Source organism: Streptomyces sp. MA5143a, assembly GCF_900290235.1.
GTDB lineage: Bacteria > Actinomycetota > Actinomycetes > Streptomycetales > Streptomycetaceae > Streptomyces.
This window is the reverse complement of record NZ_OLMK01000078.1, coordinates 1-16,115: the sequence shown is the minus strand read 5'-3', so window position 1 is coordinate 16,115 and position 16,115 is coordinate 1. Positions and strand designations below refer to the sequence as shown.

Annotated in this window: 14 protein-coding genes; 10 read left to right on the top strand and 4 right to left on the bottom strand. The window is 70.7% G+C overall.

Features of this window, described 5'->3' with window-relative positions; all coding sequences use genetic code 11:
* The first annotated feature begins 14 nt into the window (after nt 1-14).
* Nucleotides 15-1,583, top strand: coding sequence for an FAD-binding oxidoreductase (locus SMA5143A_RS30970; RefSeq protein WP_107466123.1), 1,569 nt, complete (start codon nt 15-17; stop codon nt 1,581-1,583).
* A 93-nt stretch (nt 1,584-1,676) separates the two neighbouring features.
* Here the strand turns inward: SMA5143A_RS30970 and SMA5143A_RS30965 are convergent, their stop codons facing one another.
* On the bottom strand, nt 1,677-2,399 hold the full coding sequence (locus SMA5143A_RS30965) for a phosphatase PAP2 family protein (RefSeq protein WP_107466121.1): 723 nt from the start codon (nt 2,397-2,399) through the stop codon (nt 1,677-1,679).
* 220 nt (nt 2,400-2,619) lie between these two features.
* Nucleotides 2,620-3,627 carry a C40 family peptidase gene (locus SMA5143A_RS30960; protein WP_258193838.1) on the bottom strand — a complete coding sequence of 336 codons (1,008 nt, stop codon included), beginning with the start codon at nt 3,625-3,627 and terminating at the stop codon, nt 2,620-2,622.
* Between the two features lie 111 nt (nt 3,628-3,738).
* Between SMA5143A_RS30960 and SMA5143A_RS30955 the strand changes: the two genes are divergently transcribed.
* Entirely contained in the window at nt 3,739-4,050 is a 312-nt protein-coding gene (locus SMA5143A_RS30955) for a DUF397 domain-containing protein (protein WP_107466119.1), read from the top strand.
* A gap of 90 nt (nt 4,051-4,140) precedes the next feature.
* Nucleotides 4,141-4,719, top strand: coding sequence for a TetR/AcrR family transcriptional regulator (locus SMA5143A_RS30950; protein ID WP_055714423.1), 579 nt, complete (start codon nt 4,141-4,143; stop codon nt 4,717-4,719).
* Here SMA5143A_RS30950 and SMA5143A_RS30945 read toward each other — a convergent pair.
* The gene (locus SMA5143A_RS30945; protein WP_258193837.1) at nt 4,706-5,569 is read right to left on the bottom strand and encodes a S1 RNA-binding domain-containing protein; all 864 of its coding nucleotides are present in this window, start codon (nt 5,567-5,569) and stop codon (nt 4,706-4,708) included. The genes SMA5143A_RS30950 and SMA5143A_RS30945 overlap by 14 nt on opposite strands.
* Before the next feature lie 175 nt (nt 5,570-5,744).
* Here SMA5143A_RS30945 and SMA5143A_RS30940 point away from each other — a divergent pair, with 175 nt between their 5' ends.
* The 7 genes from SMA5143A_RS30940 to SMA5143A_RS30910 all read left to right on the top strand — a co-directional run bounded on the left by SMA5143A_RS30940 (nt 5,745) and on the right by SMA5143A_RS30910 (nt 15,506).
* A complete protein-coding gene (locus SMA5143A_RS30940; RefSeq protein WP_258193836.1) occupies nt 5,745-7,517 on the top strand; it encodes an immunity 49 family protein in 1,773 nt (590 codons plus the stop codon).
* A 491-nt stretch (nt 7,518-8,008) separates the two neighbouring features.
* Nucleotides 8,009-8,317, top strand: a complete 309-nt coding sequence (locus tag SMA5143A_RS30935) for a hypothetical protein (protein WP_055519934.1) — start codon at nt 8,009-8,011, stop codon at nt 8,315-8,317.
* 213 nt (nt 8,318-8,530) lie between these two features.
* Nucleotides 8,531-9,385, top strand: coding sequence for a hypothetical protein (locus SMA5143A_RS30930; RefSeq protein WP_107466113.1), 855 nt, complete (start codon nt 8,531-8,533; stop codon nt 9,383-9,385).
* Nucleotides 9,375-10,697: a hypothetical protein gene (locus SMA5143A_RS30925; RefSeq protein WP_107466111.1), complete on the top strand. Its 1,323-nt coding sequence runs from the start codon at nt 9,375-9,377 to the stop codon at nt 10,695-10,697. The genes SMA5143A_RS30930 and SMA5143A_RS30925 overlap by 11 nt, the downstream gene beginning before the upstream one ends.
* Nucleotides 10,694-12,250, top strand: coding sequence for an SCO6880 family protein (locus SMA5143A_RS30920; protein ID WP_107466109.1), 1,557 nt, complete (start codon nt 10,694-10,696; stop codon nt 12,248-12,250). The genes SMA5143A_RS30925 and SMA5143A_RS30920 overlap by 4 nt, the downstream gene beginning before the upstream one ends.
* A 78-nt stretch (nt 12,251-12,328) precedes the next feature.
* Nucleotides 12,329-13,759, top strand: coding sequence for an ATP-binding protein (locus SMA5143A_RS30915; protein ID WP_055524389.1), 1,431 nt, complete (start codon nt 12,329-12,331; stop codon nt 13,757-13,759).
* A 100-nt stretch (nt 13,760-13,859) separates the two neighbouring features.
* The gene (locus SMA5143A_RS30910) at nt 13,860-15,506 is read left to right on the top strand and encodes a type IV secretory system conjugative DNA transfer family protein (protein ID WP_107466108.1); all 1,647 of its coding nucleotides are present in this window, start codon (nt 13,860-13,862) and stop codon (nt 15,504-15,506) included.
* Here the strand turns inward: SMA5143A_RS30910 and SMA5143A_RS30905 are convergent.
* Nucleotides 15,495-16,067 carry a GNAT family N-acetyltransferase gene (locus tag SMA5143A_RS30905; RefSeq protein ID WP_107466106.1) on the bottom strand — a complete coding sequence of 191 codons (573 nt, stop codon included), beginning with the start codon at nt 16,065-16,067 and terminating at the stop codon, nt 15,495-15,497. The genes SMA5143A_RS30910 and SMA5143A_RS30905 overlap by 12 nt on opposite strands.
* Nucleotides 16,068-16,115: the final 48 nt, after the last annotated feature.

Below are 16,115 nucleotides of genomic sequence, written 5' to 3'. Positions count from 1 at the left end.
ACCGGGAGGCGCACATGGAACGGCGTACGTTCATCGGCGGCGGTGCGGCCGCACTCACCGCACTGACCACCTCGGCCTGCGGCTCCGGAGGCGGCTCCGACGCCTCGGCCACGGCCACGAACGCCTCCCTCCGGACGACCACGACGACGGCGCACGGCGCGGGCAAGAAGCCCACGGCGGTCAACTGGGCCGCCCTCGCCCGCGACCTCGACGGGCCGCTCGTCCGCCCCGGCGACAAGGCGTGGACGACGGCCCGCCAGCTCTACAACACCCGCTTCGACACCCTGAAGCCCACCGCGGTCGCCTATGTCGCCCACCCCGACGACATCCGCACCACCCTCGCCTACGCCAGGGCCCACGACCTCAAGGTCGCCATACGCAACGGCGGCCACTCCTACGCCGGCTGGTCCTCCGGCAACGGCCGGCTGATAGTCGACGTCTCCAAGCTCAACAAGGTCGGTGCCTCCGGCGGCGAGGCCGTGATCGGCGCCGGCGCGAAGCTCATCGACGTCTACCGCGCCCTCGCCGCCAAGGGCGTCACCATCCCCGCCGGCTCCTGCCCCACCGTCGGCGTCTCCGGCCTCACCCTCGGCGGCGGCCACGGCGTGACGTCCCGCGCCTACGGCCTGACCTGCGACAGCCTCATCCAGGCCACCCTCATCACCGCGGACGGCAAGCAGCTGGTGGCGAACGCCACCACCCACCAGGACCTCTTCTGGGCCCTGCGCGGCGCCGGCAACGGCAACTTCGGCGTGGTCACCGAACTCCGCTTCAAGACCCACGCGGCCCCTCCCGGTGTCACCGCGTACCTCACCTGGCCCTGGTCCAGGGCCGCCGCCGTCCTGAAGGCGTGGCAGGAGTGGGGGCCCACCCAGGCCGACGAGATCTGGTCGTCCTGCCACATCGCGAAGTCGGCCGGCGGCACCCCGACCGTCTCCGTCGCCGCCTTCTCCCTCGGCACCTACGGCGAGCTCCAGAACGCCGTCGACCGGCTCGCCGACCGGGTGGGTGCCCCGGCCCGCAGCGTCTCCCTCAAGCGCCGTACGTACGAGGACGCCATGGAGGGCTACGCGGGCTGCGGGTCCTTCGCCGAGGACGCCCAGTGCCATCTGCCCGGCACGACGCCCGGCCGCTCGCCGAAGGGCAGGCTGGGGCGTGAGACGTACGCCGCCCGCTCCGACTTCTTCGACCGCTCGATCTCCTCGGCGGGCATCCAGACCCTGTTGACCCGGATCACCGGTGTGAAGGGCGGCGCGGGCAGCATCGCCCTCACCGCGCTCGGCGGGCAGGTGAACCGGGTCTCGCCGACGGCGACGGCCTTCGTCCACCGCCGCTCGCGGATGCTGGCCCAGTACCTCGTCTCCTGGAAGCCCGGCACCTCCGGCACGGCCGCCCAGTCCTGGCTGGACGGCGCCCACAAGTCGATGGCCCGCCACGCCTCCGGCGCCGCCTACCAGAACTACACCGACCCCACCCTCACGGACTGGAGGAAGGCGTACTACGGGGACGCGGCCGGCCGGCTGGCCACCCTGAAGAAGAAGTACGACCCGAACCGCTTCTTCACCTTCCCGCAGGCCCTGTAGCGCTCACCGGGGCCCCGGCGGCCCCAGGACGACGGCCCCCTCACCGGCATGCGGTGAGGGGGCCGTTCGACGGTGTCGGGCCGGCGGTCGCGGCTACGCCGCCAGGTCCCGCTCCTCCGTGGAGGACGTCTCGACCCGCGCGCCCGGGATCACCGCGCGCTGACCGTCGCGCCCGCGGGCCCGGACGAGCCACCCCACGCGGGGCGACCGCTCGATCGCCTTCATCAGCGGCGTCAGCAGCGCCATGGCGAGCGGCGAGAGCAGCAGGGCGACGGCGGTGCCGAGCGCGAAGCCGCCGATCACGTCGGTCGGGTAGTGCACGCCCATGTAGACCCGGATGAAGCCGCCGAGGAGGCCTATGACGAGGCCGATCAGGCCGAACTTGCGGTTGGCGACGAAGAGTCCGACCGCCATCGCCATGATCAGGGTCGCGTGGTCGCTCACGAAGGAGTAGTCGGTCTTGCCGGAGACGAGCACCTCCAGCCCCTCGTGGTCGAGGAAGGGCCGGGGCCGCTCGACGAACCCACGTATCGGCACGTTGATCAGTACGGCGACACCGGCGGCCAGCGGCGCCCACACCAGCGCGGCCACGGACGAGGCCGCGTCCTCGCCACCGCGCTTGCGCACACCCCACCAGCACCACAGGATCAGCAGCACCATGGCGAACAGCAGGCCGTACTCGCCGACGAACTCCATGACCCGGTCGAGCCAGGTCGGAGCGGCCTTGGCCAGGCCGTTGATGTCGTAGAGCAGCTCGACGTCGGGATTGGATCCGGAATCAGCGGCAAGTGCGGCATGCGCGGCGAGTCCAGCCATCGTGCTGCGGCCCTTTCGTCATCGTTCTCGCGACCGCACCCCTACGTGCGCCGCGCTGCCACCCCCGTGGTGTCCGTAGGCGTCAACGCGCTACGTCAAATAGGAACGCACACTTCTCTCCAATGCGTTCCACCCTCCACTGAATGATCACTCAGACGTTATCGAAGAGAGACGCGTCGCCGCAGCTCAGGGCAGGGGTTCACGGAGAATTACGGACCGGTCAGACGGTCTTGGGCAGCGCTTTCGCGCCATCTTCGGTGACCCGGGTGGCCCCGAAGTAGTCGGGGGTGTCAATCGGGTCGAACCGGATGACCGCACCCGGCCGCGGGGCGTTGATCATGTATCCGCCCCCCACATAAATCCCGACGTGCCGAATGGCGCGGGAGTTGGTGAGGTCGTCGGAGAAGAAGACGAGATCGCCCGGCAGCAGTTCGTCCCGCGAGGGGTGCGGCCCGGCGTTGTACTGATCGTTCGCGACGCGGGGCAGCGTGATCCCCACACTCGCGTACGCCGCCTTCGTCAGCCCCGAGCAGTCGAAGCGTCCACCCTGGTCAGCGGTGCCGTTACCGCCCCAGAGGTAGAGCGTGCCGAGCTTCTTCTGGGCGTAGGCGATGGCGCCCGCCGCCTGCTCGCTCGGGTCGACACGGCTCGTGGGCGCGGCGAAGCTCTCCGACAGCGTCGTGATCGTCTTGACGTAGTTCTGGGTCTCCTTGTACGGCGGGACGCCCCCGTACTTGATGACGGCGTACGCGCCCGCGTTGTAGGAAGCGAGCATGTTCGCGGTCGGATTCCCGGGTACGTCCTTCACGTACGAGGCGAGCTTGCAGTCGTACGAGGCAGCCGATGGAATCGCGTCATTCGGGTCCCAGACGTCACGGTCGCCGTCCCCGTCACCGTCCAGCCCGTGCGCCGCCCACGTCCCCGGAATGAATTGCGCGATGCCCTGGGCCGCGGCGGGGCTCTGCGCCTTCGGGTTGAACCCGCTCTCCTGGTACAGCTGGGCCGCCAGCAACGCCGGATTGATGGCCTCGCACAGATTGCCCCATTTCTGCACGAGAGGCTGGTACGCCGCGGGTACGGCACCCTTGGCCAGCCCGACGGCTTTCCCGCCGACCCCGCCCGCGAGGTTCCCGGCGACCAGATAGACACCGACGACCAGCAACATGACGAAAGCGAGTCCGGCGCCGACAGCGGAGATCACCACGATCCATGCCTTACGCACCGTCAACCGCCCCTCACCGCCCGCGAGTCCGCCGACGGTAAGTGTAGAGCCGGCCCTCCTTCTTAGGAATGATCACTCACGGCACTCCGTCCCCTTCGTCCGCGAGGAGAACCCGCCATGTCCGACATCCCCCCGGATCTCGACTGGATCCGTGCGGCCCCCGAGGGCGCCACCGGCCCCGGCCCCTGGTTCGAGCCGGCCTTCGGCGAGGGGGACGGCGAGGACGATCCGGAGGCTCCCGTCTACATCCGCGAGACCAGCGCCCCCGAGGTCGTCGTCACCACCAACCGCCGCAAGTGGGACGCGTTCGTCCTGGGCGTCCAGGCGGGCGAGTTCGACCATCTCGCGGCGGGGGCGGCGGGGTTCGAGCCGACACCGGGGGCATCCAGGACGCCGGACACGGCCGAGGCGCCTGACACGGTCGGCTAGGCACTCCGCCGGCCCGTGCGCGCGACGCGTCTCCCGCGCAGTACTCTGCTGAAGTGTCCCACACGTAGTACTACGCATGGAGTGGTGTGAATGGTGAGACGGAACGACCAGCGCCGCGCCGCCCTCGTCGACGCGGCGATCGAGGTCCTGGCCAGGGAAGGCGCCCGCGGCCTCACCTTCCGCGCGGTGGACGCCGAGGCCGCCGTCCCGGGCGGCACCGCGTCCAACTACTTCGCCAACCGCGACGACCTCCTCACCCAGGCCGGCGCCCGCGTCTACGAGCGGCTCCAGCCCGACGAGGCCACCATCGCCCGCCAGCGGGCCGCCGGCCGCGACCGGGAGACGTACGTGGAGCTGATGCGCGAACTCGTCGGCCGGATCGCCTCCTTCCGCACCGGCTACCTCGCCCTGCTCGAACTCCGCCTGGAGGCGACCCGCCGCCCCGAGCTGCGCAAGGTCCTCACCGAACGCGTCCGCGCCGACGTCGACGCCAACGTCGCCTACCACGAGGCGTCCGGCCTCCCCGGCGACGCCATGGCCGTCAAACTCCTCATGCTCACCCTGAACTGGCTGATCGTCGAACAGCTCACCCTCCCCGACGTCTTCTCGGAGGCCGAGCGGGAGCAGCTGGTGACCGCCGCGGTCGAACGCGTCGTCACCGCCGAGTAGGCGGCCGCCCGGAGCCGGGTGCGCCGTCCGGCTCACCCGGCGCCCGCACCCGGGACAGCAGAAGCGTCCGCCGCTCCCGGTCGACCGCGACGACGGCCACCGTCACCTCCTCCCCCTCCGCCCCGACCTCCTCGGGAGCCGCCGCGCGCTCCGCCGTGGGCCCGGTCGGCCGGACGAGCCCCTGGACCCCGTCGGCGACCTCGACGAACACCCCGAACGGGACCGCCCTGGTGACCCGCCCTCGCAGCACCCGCCCCACCGCGACCGTGTCGGCGAACTCCTGGAACGGGTCCGGCAGCAGTGCCCGCAAGGACAGCCGCGCCTCACCGTTGCTGGTGTCGAAGTACAGCAACGCTCCGGACACCCGCTCCCCGACCCGTACGACGTCCGAGGGGTCCTCGAAGTACCGCCAGGAGAGCTCGGGGAAGGTGACGAACCCGACGCCGGGGTAAACCGGATGCGCCGGCCCCTCGTCCAGCGCCACGAACACGCCGAAGCTCTCGATCGAGGCGACCGTGCCGCTCAGCACCCGCCCGGCCCGAAGCCCTCTCAGAAACCGCCAGAGCAGCGGGTGTCGGGTGGCCGCCGTCGACATCCGCACCTCACCCCGGTCCGGATCGACCCCGATCACCTCAGCCGTGACGCGCCGCCCCACCACCAGGTCCGCCTCCGCCCGCGGCCCCCACGTCAGATCCAGCGCCCCCACCGCCCCGAGCGGACGCGAGGGGAACCCGTCCAGCACCACGGCCGCCCCGCGGGACGTCACCTCCGCGACCACCCCGCCGAGCACCTCACCGACCCGCACCCCGGCCAGGAACGCCCGTACGGCACCCCGTTCGCCCTCCTCCACCCGCACCCCTTCCACCGTCCGAAACCCCCCTGCTCCCCGTGGCCCCACCCAGGTGGCCGAAACCGCTCCCTCGGCCCTCGCTCCGGGCCCCGCCCCACCCGCCGAGCCTCCCTCAAGCGCCGGGGTACGGCCTAGGCTGGCGAACAAGATCACTTCCATGGGGAGCGGGACAGCAGTGCGCAGAGAACGCCACCAGGTCGACGCGGCGGCGATATCCGCGGTTCGCGAGGACTTCCACAACCGGATCGTCGGAGAGGTCTGGTCGATGTCGAGGGCCGGCGCCATGACGGCCCACGAGTGGTGGTGGATCTCGGACCGGCTCGTGGAGTACCTGGCCGCCCTCTCCCTGCAGAACCCCGACCTCGACGTCCCGGAGGCCAAGGCGGTCCTCGACGACGCCACCGAGGCGGCGGCCGGCGCGGTCGCGTACACCGTGTACCACCCGCGCAACCGCTTCCAGGTGTTCCTCAACTACGTGAACTTCGGCCGGGACTACGAGCCCGAACCGGGCCACCCCGAGGCACCGGCCCCGACCACCCCGCACCGCTGGCTCGACTCCTTCTGCCTGGCCGTCCTCTCCGACAAGGCCGAATGGCACGGCGAGGCCTTCCACTTCGCCCGCGAGGCCGCCCGGGAAGGCGGCGCGGGCCTCCCCTCGGTCGAACTGATCAGCGGCTTCATGGCGTACGTCATCGGCGACACCGGAAACGACTCCGCCGCCCACCCGCCCACCCGGGCGGACGTCCTCGCCGCGCTCGACGCCGCGTACGCCCGGATCCACTCCCTGGACCACATGACCGGCGGCGCCCAGGGCCTCCTGCGGCACCCCCACACCACGGCCCTGCACGCCCTGCACGCCCTGGCGAGCGGCGACCGGTCGGCCTTCGGCACCCATCTGACCGCACTGCTCCGCCCGTACAGCGCCCTCTCCGGCCCGGTCACCAGCCCCGCCACGCTGCTGCCCCTCCTCCCCCTCGCCCTGGCCGCCCTGGCCCACCGCAGGGAGGGCTGGCCGCCGCCCCTCGACACCGACTACCTGCCGTACGCCCTGGTCACCGGTTTCGCGACCCCCGGCCCACGGGTGCGGGGGTTCGGCCGCGACAGGCGCCGGGACGCGGTCGCCGAACTGGCCGCCGGGCCGGTGGTGTTCGAGCGCCCGGGGAACCCGCAGCCGATCCACCCGGCCAGCGAGGCCGACTACGAGCAGTACACGCGGGAGGCCTTCACCCCGGCACCCGGCAAGCCCCTGTCACCGGCCAAGCTGGCGTGGGCCGTCGGCTACCAGGAGATCCTCTTCAGGGCCCGCGCCTCGCACTCCGCCGACGTCACGGACGGGCAGCTCGCCCATCTGCACCTCGCCGCCGAGATGGGCGCCGCCCTCTTCCGCACCACGCTCGCCGCCCCCGGCACGGACGTCGAGGTCACGATCGACGGCCGGCGCCTCGTCTACCCGGCGTACCACGGGGACCAGGCCGGACCGGGCGCCTGGCACACCGCCGTCGACCTGGCCCTGATCACCGGCGTACGCGAGCACCTGGCCCCGCTCGTCCTCGCCGGCCCCGCGCGCCTCGCCCAGGACGACTCCGCCTTCGCCTCCTACCGCGAGGCCCTGCTCACCTATCTGCGGGGCGAGGACCCCGAGCCCGTCACGGAGCGGGCCCTGCACGACCACGGCAAGGCGAAGGAGTGGGGTTTCCTCCCGCCGCCCACGATCCTCTTCTCCCAGCTCGTCGAGGGTGACGAGGAGAGCTTCAACCTGGCCCTGCTGGACGCCCTGGAGGCCCACCGCGACCACCACCGGGTGGCCGACCGCGCCAACACCACCGACGCCGCCCTCAACCTCGACATCCTGGCCCTGACCTGCCACGCCCGCCGCCGGGGCTGGACGACACACGTCACCACCCCGTACCTCCCGCCCCGCCTCCTGAGGGCGGCCCGCCCCTTCTGAGCGGCCCGGTCACACCACCGGTCACCCAGGAACATCACCCGACCCGGACGCGACCCTTACGTCCACATCAGGCACACTCGAAACCCGGCGAACACCGGACCGACGTCCCGTCAGAAGCGGGACCGGACCGGCCGCTTCACCACCACCGGCCCCCACCAGGCCGAACCAGCCGGAAAAAGGGGACTAACGACGGAACCACACCACAGGTTCCGGTTTAACCTCGTTGCCCGGCGTAACCTGCCGTGATACACAGAGTGACTATACGACCCTTCGTGTACCGTTCCGCGTCCCCCGTTAGGGTCCCACGCAGGCCGGAAGCAAGGGATACGTACGAAACCCGCCAATCAATGACGCCAAGTCGACATACGACAGCGTCATTGTCAGCGAGAATGGGCCCGACCTCTGCGCACCCGCGCCAGGGGTGCGGCGCGGACGCCGAGCCGGACGCGAAGCAGAGCCAGCGGAACTACCCACTAGGGGCGGTGACTTACATGTTCATTGCGGCCGACAAGGGCGACATCACCACCATCATCGGCGGAATCGCCCCGGACTGGGGGCCTTTCGGCAGCCTGGGCAACGAGGCACGCGTGATGATCGAGGTCGTGATGGCGGTCGCCATCCTCCTCTGCCTGGGCATCGCCATCTGGGGCGCGGCCAAACAGCGCATCGGCGCGACCGCCCTGCGCGACACGTTCAGCGCCGAACAGGGCAAGGGCCTCATCATCGCCGGTCTCACCGGCGTCTTCATCATCGGTTCACTGGGCACGCTCTTCACCATCGTGTACGGCATGGCCGTGTAGCGCCGCGGTCCGGCCACGTCCCGGCCGGGCACGCCCGCTTTCCGGTCCCCCACTACCCCACCCGTCCGTCGTGCCCACCGGCTGAGGTTGCGTCTCCCTGATGTCGAGTCACCACACCGCGCCCGCGCGGGAACCAGCGCGGCTACCGTCGTATTGCCACGCGTTTTCGTACGCGTCCACGTACGGCGTCGAAGTTGAAGGGGCGAACGCGGCATGAGTCTCGGCGACGACCACGGCTACGGCGAGTCCTCGCGGGGCGCCGACGACGGGACGTACGGGGGGTACGCCGGCACCGGCCAGACCCGCACCCGCCTCCCCGACGACCCCTACGGCGGCGCCCCCCGCCGCCCCCGCTCCTCCTCCAGAAGCCTCGTCACCATCGTCGGCGTCATCGTCCTCCTCATCGCCGCGATCGCCTTCGCGAACCGAGGAGACGACGACACGACGAACGGGACATCGGCCGAAGACAAGGCGGAGACAGTCCCCACGGCGGCATCGGGCGAACGCCCGGTGAAGTCGAAGACCGCAGGGATCCCCACCGGCTTCAAGCAGAGCAAGGAAGGCGTACAGAGCGCCGCCGCGAACTACGCCGTGGCACTTGGCTCGACCGGCATGTTCCAGAAGGGCAGCCGCCACACCCTCGTGGACACCCTGTACACGTCTGACGCGGCGTCCCGGTTGCAGGGCCCGTTGGACGACGCCTACTCGTCGGACTTCCTGAGCAAGATGGGCCTGGACGCCAACGGCAACCCACCCGCGGGCAACACCTTCGTCTCGCGCGTGACCCCCTTGGGCACCACGGTCCAGGGCTACAGCGACAGCAGAGCCAAGGTCGCTGTCTGGTACATGGGCCTCATCGGCATGTCTGGCGACAATTCGACCGACCCCGTCACCTCCACCTGGAAAACCTGGACCTTCGACCTCCAATGGTCCAACAGTGACTGGAAGATCGTCTCGGACACGCAAAAAGACGGCCCAGCCCCTGTTCCCGGAGACGAACAGGCCGCCACTTCCGAAGAGATCAGCAAGGCCGTCGAAGAGTACGGAGGGTTCACGTATGCCCGGTAGCCCGAACCGTGCGCTCAAGCTCACCGGCGCCGTAGCCGCCGTACAGACGACTCTCGTACTGCTGGCTTCGAAGTCCTACGCTGCACCCACCCCGTCGCCCTCACCATCGCCGTCGAGCTCGAACAACCCCTGCGATCTGATCGTCGGCGAGGCCAAGAAGTACTGCGAACGGCAATCCGGCGACAAGGGCGACACCAGTACCGTCCCCGACAAGATCACCTCCACCCTCGACCCCCTCTCCTCCCTGGCCCAAGGCTGCGCCGACGCCGCCTCCTGGACCATCGACAAGCTCTCCGCCGCCGTCAACGAGACCGCGAACGTCGACTTCACGAACCCCAAGTTCCTCCAGCAGTACGCGGTCGTCTTCGCCGCGTCGACGATCCTCACGCTCGTCCTGTGGCTGCTCGCGGTCGCCAAGCGGGCCGTACGAGGCGTCCCCCTCACCACGGCCCTGTCGGAAGCCGTCGGCTTCCTCTGGCTCACCGTCCTGGCCTCCGCCTTCACCCCCCTGATCCTCTACACGATCGTCTCGGCGACCGACGGAGTCACCGAGGTCCTCGCCAAGGCCACCGGCGACCAGACGGACACCTTCTTCGGCACGTTCTCCGGCGCCCTCAAGAAGGGCGAGGACATCGGCGGCGGCCCCATCATGCTCATCGTCGTCTCCCTCGTCTCCATCCTCGCCGCCGGCGTCCTCTGGCTGGAGCTCGTCATCCGCGCCGCCCTGCTCTACGTCGGCGCCCTCCTCGGCACCGTCGTCTACGCCGGCCTGGTCGACAAGAACCTGTGGGGCCACGTCCGCCGCTGGGCCGGCATCATGATCGCGGTCATCCTCATCAAGCCCGTCATCGTGATCGTCCTCGGCCTCGCCGGCGCCCTCTCCTCCGACGACGGCCCCGACGCCTTCTCCGCTGTCGTCTCCGGCCTCGCGATCATCCTCCTGGCCATCTTCGCCTCGGCGATGATCTACCGCTTCGTCCCCGGCTTCGGCGACGAGATCGCCAACTCCCGCAACAACCGCCTGATGAGCGGCGCCGAAAGCAAGGCCGCCGCCGTCATCAGCTCCCCCGCCACCCTCGTCGCCCAGGGCATCAAGACCCACAGCTCCCGGGCCGACAACAACGGCGGCGGAGGCGGAGGCGGGCCCCGGCCCGCCAACCCCGTGTCCGGTGGCGTGGCCGCCCACAGCTCACGCTCGGGCGGCGGCGGAACTGTCCCCTCCGCCGCACCCCCGCCCCGCACGAGCCCCACCAACACCCCCCACGCCAGTAACACCCGCAACAGCAACCGCACGGGAGGTGAAGGGCGTTGACGACCGAGTCCCACCTGTCCCATCCGGTCACGCCCCGCCGTACATATCTGATCGGCCGCGCCCGGCCGAACGCGATCATCGGCCGGAACCGCGAGTCCGGCGAGATCGCGCTCATCATCGCGGGCGCGTTCCTCGGCATGATGTGCGGTCTCCTCGTCCCGGTGCTCGTCCCGCGCATCGCCCTGCTGACGGGCTTCCCGATGCTGGCGCTCGCCGCGGTCTACGTGCCGTACAAGCGGCGCACCTTCTACAAGTGGTTCGAGATCAACCGCAGCTACAAGCGCACGGTCCGCCGCGGCGCCACCTACCGCTCCGCCGCCATGGAGGCCGGCACCGGCCTCGACGGCCGTGAGGTCGAGGTCGGCCCCCCTCCGGGCATCGGCCGCATCACCTGGCTCGCCGCCCCGTTCGGCCCGGACGAGATCGCCGTCCTGCTGCACGCCGACCGGAGGACCGTCACCGCCGCCATCGAGATCGAGGGCCCCGGCGTCGGCCTGCGCGACTCCGAGGACCAGGAAGCCCTCGTCGACCGCTTCGGCACCCTCCTCAAGCACGTGGCCAACGGCGACGGCTTCGTCACCCGCCTCCAGATGCTCGCGCGCACCCTGCCCGCCGACCCCGACGCCCACGCCAAGGACGTCGCCCAACGCGGCGACGAGCGCTCCCCGGGGTGGCTGCGGCAGTCGTACGACCAGCTCCAGTCCATGGTGTCCACGAGCAGCGAGCAGCACCGCGCGTACCTGGTCGCCTGTATGCACTACACCCGCGAACTGGCCGCCGAGGCGCACGCCATGGCCCGCGCCGCCCGCCCCCAGGGCCGCAAGCTCGACAAGGACGCCGGCCTCGCCGTCGTCATGGCCCGTGAGCTGACGGACATCTGCTCGCGCCTCCAGGAGGCCGACATCCGCGTCCGGCAGCCCCTCGGCCAGGGCCGCCTCGCCTCCCTGATCCACTCCATGTACGACCCGGACCACCCCATCGACCACATCCAGGCCATGACCAAGCGCAACGCCTGGCCGGCCGAACTGGACGCGACGGAACCGGACTTCCTCCAGGCCAAGACCCGCGAGTCCTCCACCCGCGCCCCCTGGTGCCACGCCACCGCCTGGGTCAAGGAGTGGCCGATGACCCCGGTCGGCGTGAACTTCCTCGCGCCCCTCCTCGTCCACACCCCCGACGTGATCCGCACGGTCGCCGTCACCATGGACCTGGAGCCGACCGAGGTCGCCATCGAGCGCATGCTCACGGAGAAGACCAACGACGAGGCGGAGGCGTCCCGCGCCGCCAAGATGAACCGCACGGTCGACCCGCGCGACGTGGCCTCCCACTCCCGCCTCGACCAGCGCGGCGAGGACCTGGCCAGCGGTGCCGCCGGCGTCAACCTCGTCGGCTACATCACCGTCTCCTCCCGCTCCCCCGAAGCCCTCGCCCGCGACAAGCGGACGATAAGGGCCTCCGCCGGCAAGTCGTACCTGAAGCTGGAGTGGTGCGACCGCGAGCACCACCGGTCCTTCGTCAACACCCTCCCGTTCGCCACCGGAATCCGAAGGTAGGGCCACCGCGATGCGGGATCATTCGGACCAGCAGGGGTCACCACCCGGGCGAGGACCGGAACTGGAGGTACGTCACTGATGCGGGACCCGCTGTCCGTCCTCACCGACGCCTTCACGTCCTTCCTCTTCGGCAAGGTCGAGACGACCCGCCTCCCCGTGCGCACGTCCACCGGCCAGGCCCAGGCGGTCTACCTCCCGACCGCCGCGCCCGGCCTCGGCGACTCGGGCGTGATCATCGGCCGTGAGGTCTACTCCGGCAAGGGGTACATCTACGACCCCTTCCAGCTCTACGGCCAGCAGCTGCCCGCCCCGCACTGGCTCGTCCTCGGCGAGTCCGGCAACGGCAAGTCGGCCCTGGAGAAGACGTACGTCCTGCGCCAGCTGCGCTTCCGTGACCGCCAGGTCGTCGTCCTCGACGCCCAGGGCGAGGACGGCGTCGGCGAGTGGAACCTCATCGCGCAGGAGCTGGGGATAACTCCCATCCGCCTGGACCCGACGGCCGCCCTCGACCACGGAATCCGCCTCAACCCCCTCGACCCGTCGATCACGACCACGGGCCAGCTGGCGCTGCTCCGGACGATCATCGAGGTGGCGATGGGCCACGGCCTGGACGAGCGTTCCGGCTTCGCCCTGAAGGTCGCGCACGCCTACGTCAACGAGACCATCGTCGAACGCCAGCCGGTCCTCACCGACATCGTCGAGCAGCTCCGCCACCCCGAGCCGGAGTCCGCCGAGGCGATGAACGTCGCCATAGACGACGTACGGGCGTGGGGCCTGGACGTGGCCCTGGTCCTGGACCGCCTCGTCGACGGTGACCTGCGGGGCATGTTCGACGGTCCGACGACGGTGGGCATCGACCTCGACGCCCCCCTCATCGTCTTCGACCTGTCGCACATCGACCGCAACTCCATCGCCATGCCCATCCTCATGGCGATCGTCGGTGTCTGGCTGGAGCACACCTGGATCCGCCCCGACCGGAAGAAGCGCATCTTCCTGGTCGAGGAGGCCTGGCACATCATCAACAGCCCGTTCGTGGCCCAGCTGTTCCAGCGCCTGCTGAAGTTCGGCCGGCGCCTCGGTCTGTCGTTCGTCGCGGTCGTCCACCATCTCTCCGACGTCATCGACGGAGCGGCGGCGAAGGAAGCGGCCGCCATCCTCAAGATGGCGTCGACGAGGACGATCTACGCCCAGAAGGCGGACGAGGCCCGCGCCACGGGCCGCGTCCTGGGCCTCCCCCGTTGGGCGGTGGAGATCATCCCGACCCTCACCCCGGGCATCGCGGTCTGGGACGTCAACGGCAACGTCCAGGTCGTCAAACACCTGATCACCGAGACGGAACGCCCCCTCGTCTTCACCGACCGCGCCATGACCGAGTCCTCCGACGACCACCTCCTGGACGACGACGCCCTGCGCGCCGCCGAACTGGAGGCCGAGGAACGGGCCGCCGCGTTCGTGGAGCATCTGAGCGACGTCGACGGCTACGGCTCCTCCGAGTCCACGGTGGCCTGAAGAAGCGAGGGACGAGCCGGTACGGGCGGACCAGCGAGCCGTACCGGCGAGGGACGGGCGTGAACGGCGCAGGAGGAGACGGCGTGAACGGCGGCGTGCGATGAGACCAGACGACCGACACCAGCAGCCCCAGCAGGGCGGAGGCGGCATCCCCGACGGGCTGCTGATCGCCGTTCTCGGCTTCCTGGTCGGCCTCACCCTGCTCGTCTGGTCCGCGACCGGCCTGGCCGGCCTGTTCGCGCACGGCGCCTGGCCGGACAGCGTCACCTTCACCCGCACGCCCCTGGCCGTACGCAGCCTGGTCTCGGCCCCGCAGGACCTCCCGGCCGCCTGGCCCGACACCCCGGCCGCCCAGCTCTCCGGCTACGGCCTCTTCTGGGGCCTCCTCATCAGCCAGCTGATGATCCTGCTCGTCCTCACGGTCTTCATCACGGGCACCCTGGCCCGCTGGAGAGCCGTCCGCGCCCGGGAGAAGGCGGCACAAGCACAAGCAGGGGCCCAGCCGGCACCTCTCCCGCCCCACACCCAGGTCCTGTCACCCCCGGTCCCGGAGCCGAGGAAGGGCACCGCTCCCCTCACCGATCCGACCCCGGTCCCCCTCAGGAAGCCTCCGGGCACGGGCACGGAACGCGAGACGGTGACCGCCGGGACGGGCACCGCCCCAGGACCCGCTCCCGCTGCTCCGGCAGTCCCGGCTGCTCCGGCCGCGACGGCCCAGCCCGCCCCTGCTGTTCCCGTCACCCCCGCACCCTCCCTGCCGACCGGGGCAGTAGTCCCAGGGGCCCCGTTCCCGGCCGACGGGAAGCCGGCGGGCGTGCGGCCCACGCCCACCCTGCTCCTCGGCGGCGCGGAAACCCGTCGCCCCGCCGCCCTCCAGGCGGTACGTGACGCCGAGGGCCCGGCCCTGGTCGTCACCTCCGACCCCGGCCTCTGGTCGGACACCAAGGACGCCCGGGCGAAGCTGGGTCCGGTCCTCCTCTATGACCCCGCGCACCGCTGCGACACCCCGGCCCGCCTGCACTGGTCCCCCATCTCCGGCTGTGAGGACAAGCCCACGGCGGCAGCCCGCGCCATGGCCCTGCTCGCCCCGATCCGCCCCACAGCCAAGATCGACCAGGCGGTGGCGGACGCGGCGGAGACCCTCCTCCGCAGCTATCTGCACGCCGCGGCGATAGATTCACGCACCGTCCGCCACCTCCACCGCTGGGCCCAGGGCACGAACGTCCAGGAAGCCGTACGCATTCTTCGCACGAACGTGAAGGCCGCCCCCGGCTCCGCGGGCGAACTGGAGTCGGCCCTCACGTCCCACCCCGAACGCCGGGACATCGCCCAGGCCCTGACGGCCCGTGCGCTCTCGGCGCTCTCCACGGTCAACGTCCGGGAGTCCTGCACCCCGAACCGAGCGGACTCGCTGGTCCTGGATTCCTTTGTGCACGAGGGGGGAACGCTTTATGTGGTCGGCGACCCCATCGAGGACCCGAAGGCGAACCCTTCCGCCATGCCACTGTTGACGGCCCTCGCCTCAAGCGTGGTCGAGCGCGGCCGGCGCGTGGCCGAACGGTCATCCTCCGGCCGCCTCGACCCACCACTGACCCTGGTTCTCGACGACGTGGCCGCCGTGGCCCCGCTGCCCCAACTGCCCGACCTCCTCGCCGCCGGCACGGACCGGGGCCTGCCGACACTGGCCCTCCTCCGCTCCCGCGAACAGGCACGAGCCCGCTGGCCCCACGCGGAACTACCGGTCTAGCCCACGGTCGAGCACGAACTCCAACTGGAACCGCCCACCGTGTCCGGCCACCGGCACGGTCCGTCCACTCGGCACGAACCCCACCTTGCGGTAGAACGCCTCGGCCCGCGGATTCTCCTCGTGGACGAGCAACCGAACCCGTTCCACGTCTCGGCTCCAGGCCCACTCCACCGCGGCCTCGAAAAGCCGCTCGGTGACCCCTCGGCCTCGCTCCTCAGGCCGCACGTACACCCCGACGACATGGCCCTGCAGCTGTTCCACCAGCATCCCGGCCCAGTCCGTGGATCCGGCTTCCTCGATCAGTACGGTGACGGATCCGACCCATGTCCCGTCCGCCCGCTCGGCGATGATCTGCCGCACACCGAGTGCCCCTTCGGCACCGCCGGCGGCCCGCTCCTGCCAGAAGGAATCAGGTTTGCTGTTGGCCTCCTCGTACGTCTCCAGAAAGGCGACGTGGGCCATGGGGTCCTGCAATGAGGCAAGCCGCATCTCTTTCACCGCGGGCCACTCCTCCGCGTGTACGAAACGAACCGTGTATTTCTCCGCATCCATGGCACTCATGTAACGACCCTAAACGCAGAAAGCCCCCGCCGGTTTCCCGGCAGGGGC

Excerpts from the sequence above, each read along its gene's own strand:
- SMA5143A_RS30970 (WP_107466123.1), top strand. The coding sequence starts at position 15 with ATGGAACGGCGTACGTTCATCGGCGGCGGTGCGGCCGCACTCACCGCA.
- SMA5143A_RS30965 (WP_107466121.1), bottom strand. The coding sequence starts at position 2,399 with ATGGCTGGACTCGCCGCGCATGCCGCACTTGCCGCTGATTCCGGATCC.
- SMA5143A_RS30955 (WP_107466119.1), top strand. The coding sequence starts at position 3,739 with ATGTCCGACATCCCCCCGGATCTCGACTGGATCCGTGCGGCCCCCGAG.
- SMA5143A_RS30950 (WP_055714423.1), top strand. The coding sequence starts at position 4,141 with ATGGTGAGACGGAACGACCAGCGCCGCGCCGCCCTCGTCGACGCGGCG.
- SMA5143A_RS30935 (WP_055519934.1), top strand. The coding sequence starts at position 8,009 with ATGTTCATTGCGGCCGACAAGGGCGACATCACCACCATCATCGGCGGA.
- SMA5143A_RS30930 (WP_107466113.1), top strand. The coding sequence starts at position 8,531 with ATGAGTCTCGGCGACGACCACGGCTACGGCGAGTCCTCGCGGGGCGCC.
- SMA5143A_RS30925 (WP_107466111.1), top strand. The coding sequence starts at position 9,375 with ATGCCCGGTAGCCCGAACCGTGCGCTCAAGCTCACCGGCGCCGTAGCC.
- SMA5143A_RS30915 (WP_055524389.1), top strand. The coding sequence starts at position 12,329 with ATGCGGGACCCGCTGTCCGTCCTCACCGACGCCTTCACGTCCTTCCTC.
- SMA5143A_RS30910 (WP_107466108.1), top strand. The coding sequence starts at position 13,860 with ATGAGACCAGACGACCGACACCAGCAGCCCCAGCAGGGCGGAGGCGGC.
- SMA5143A_RS30905 (WP_107466106.1), bottom strand. The coding sequence starts at position 16,067 with ATGAGTGCCATGGATGCGGAGAAATACACGGTTCGTTTCGTACACGCG.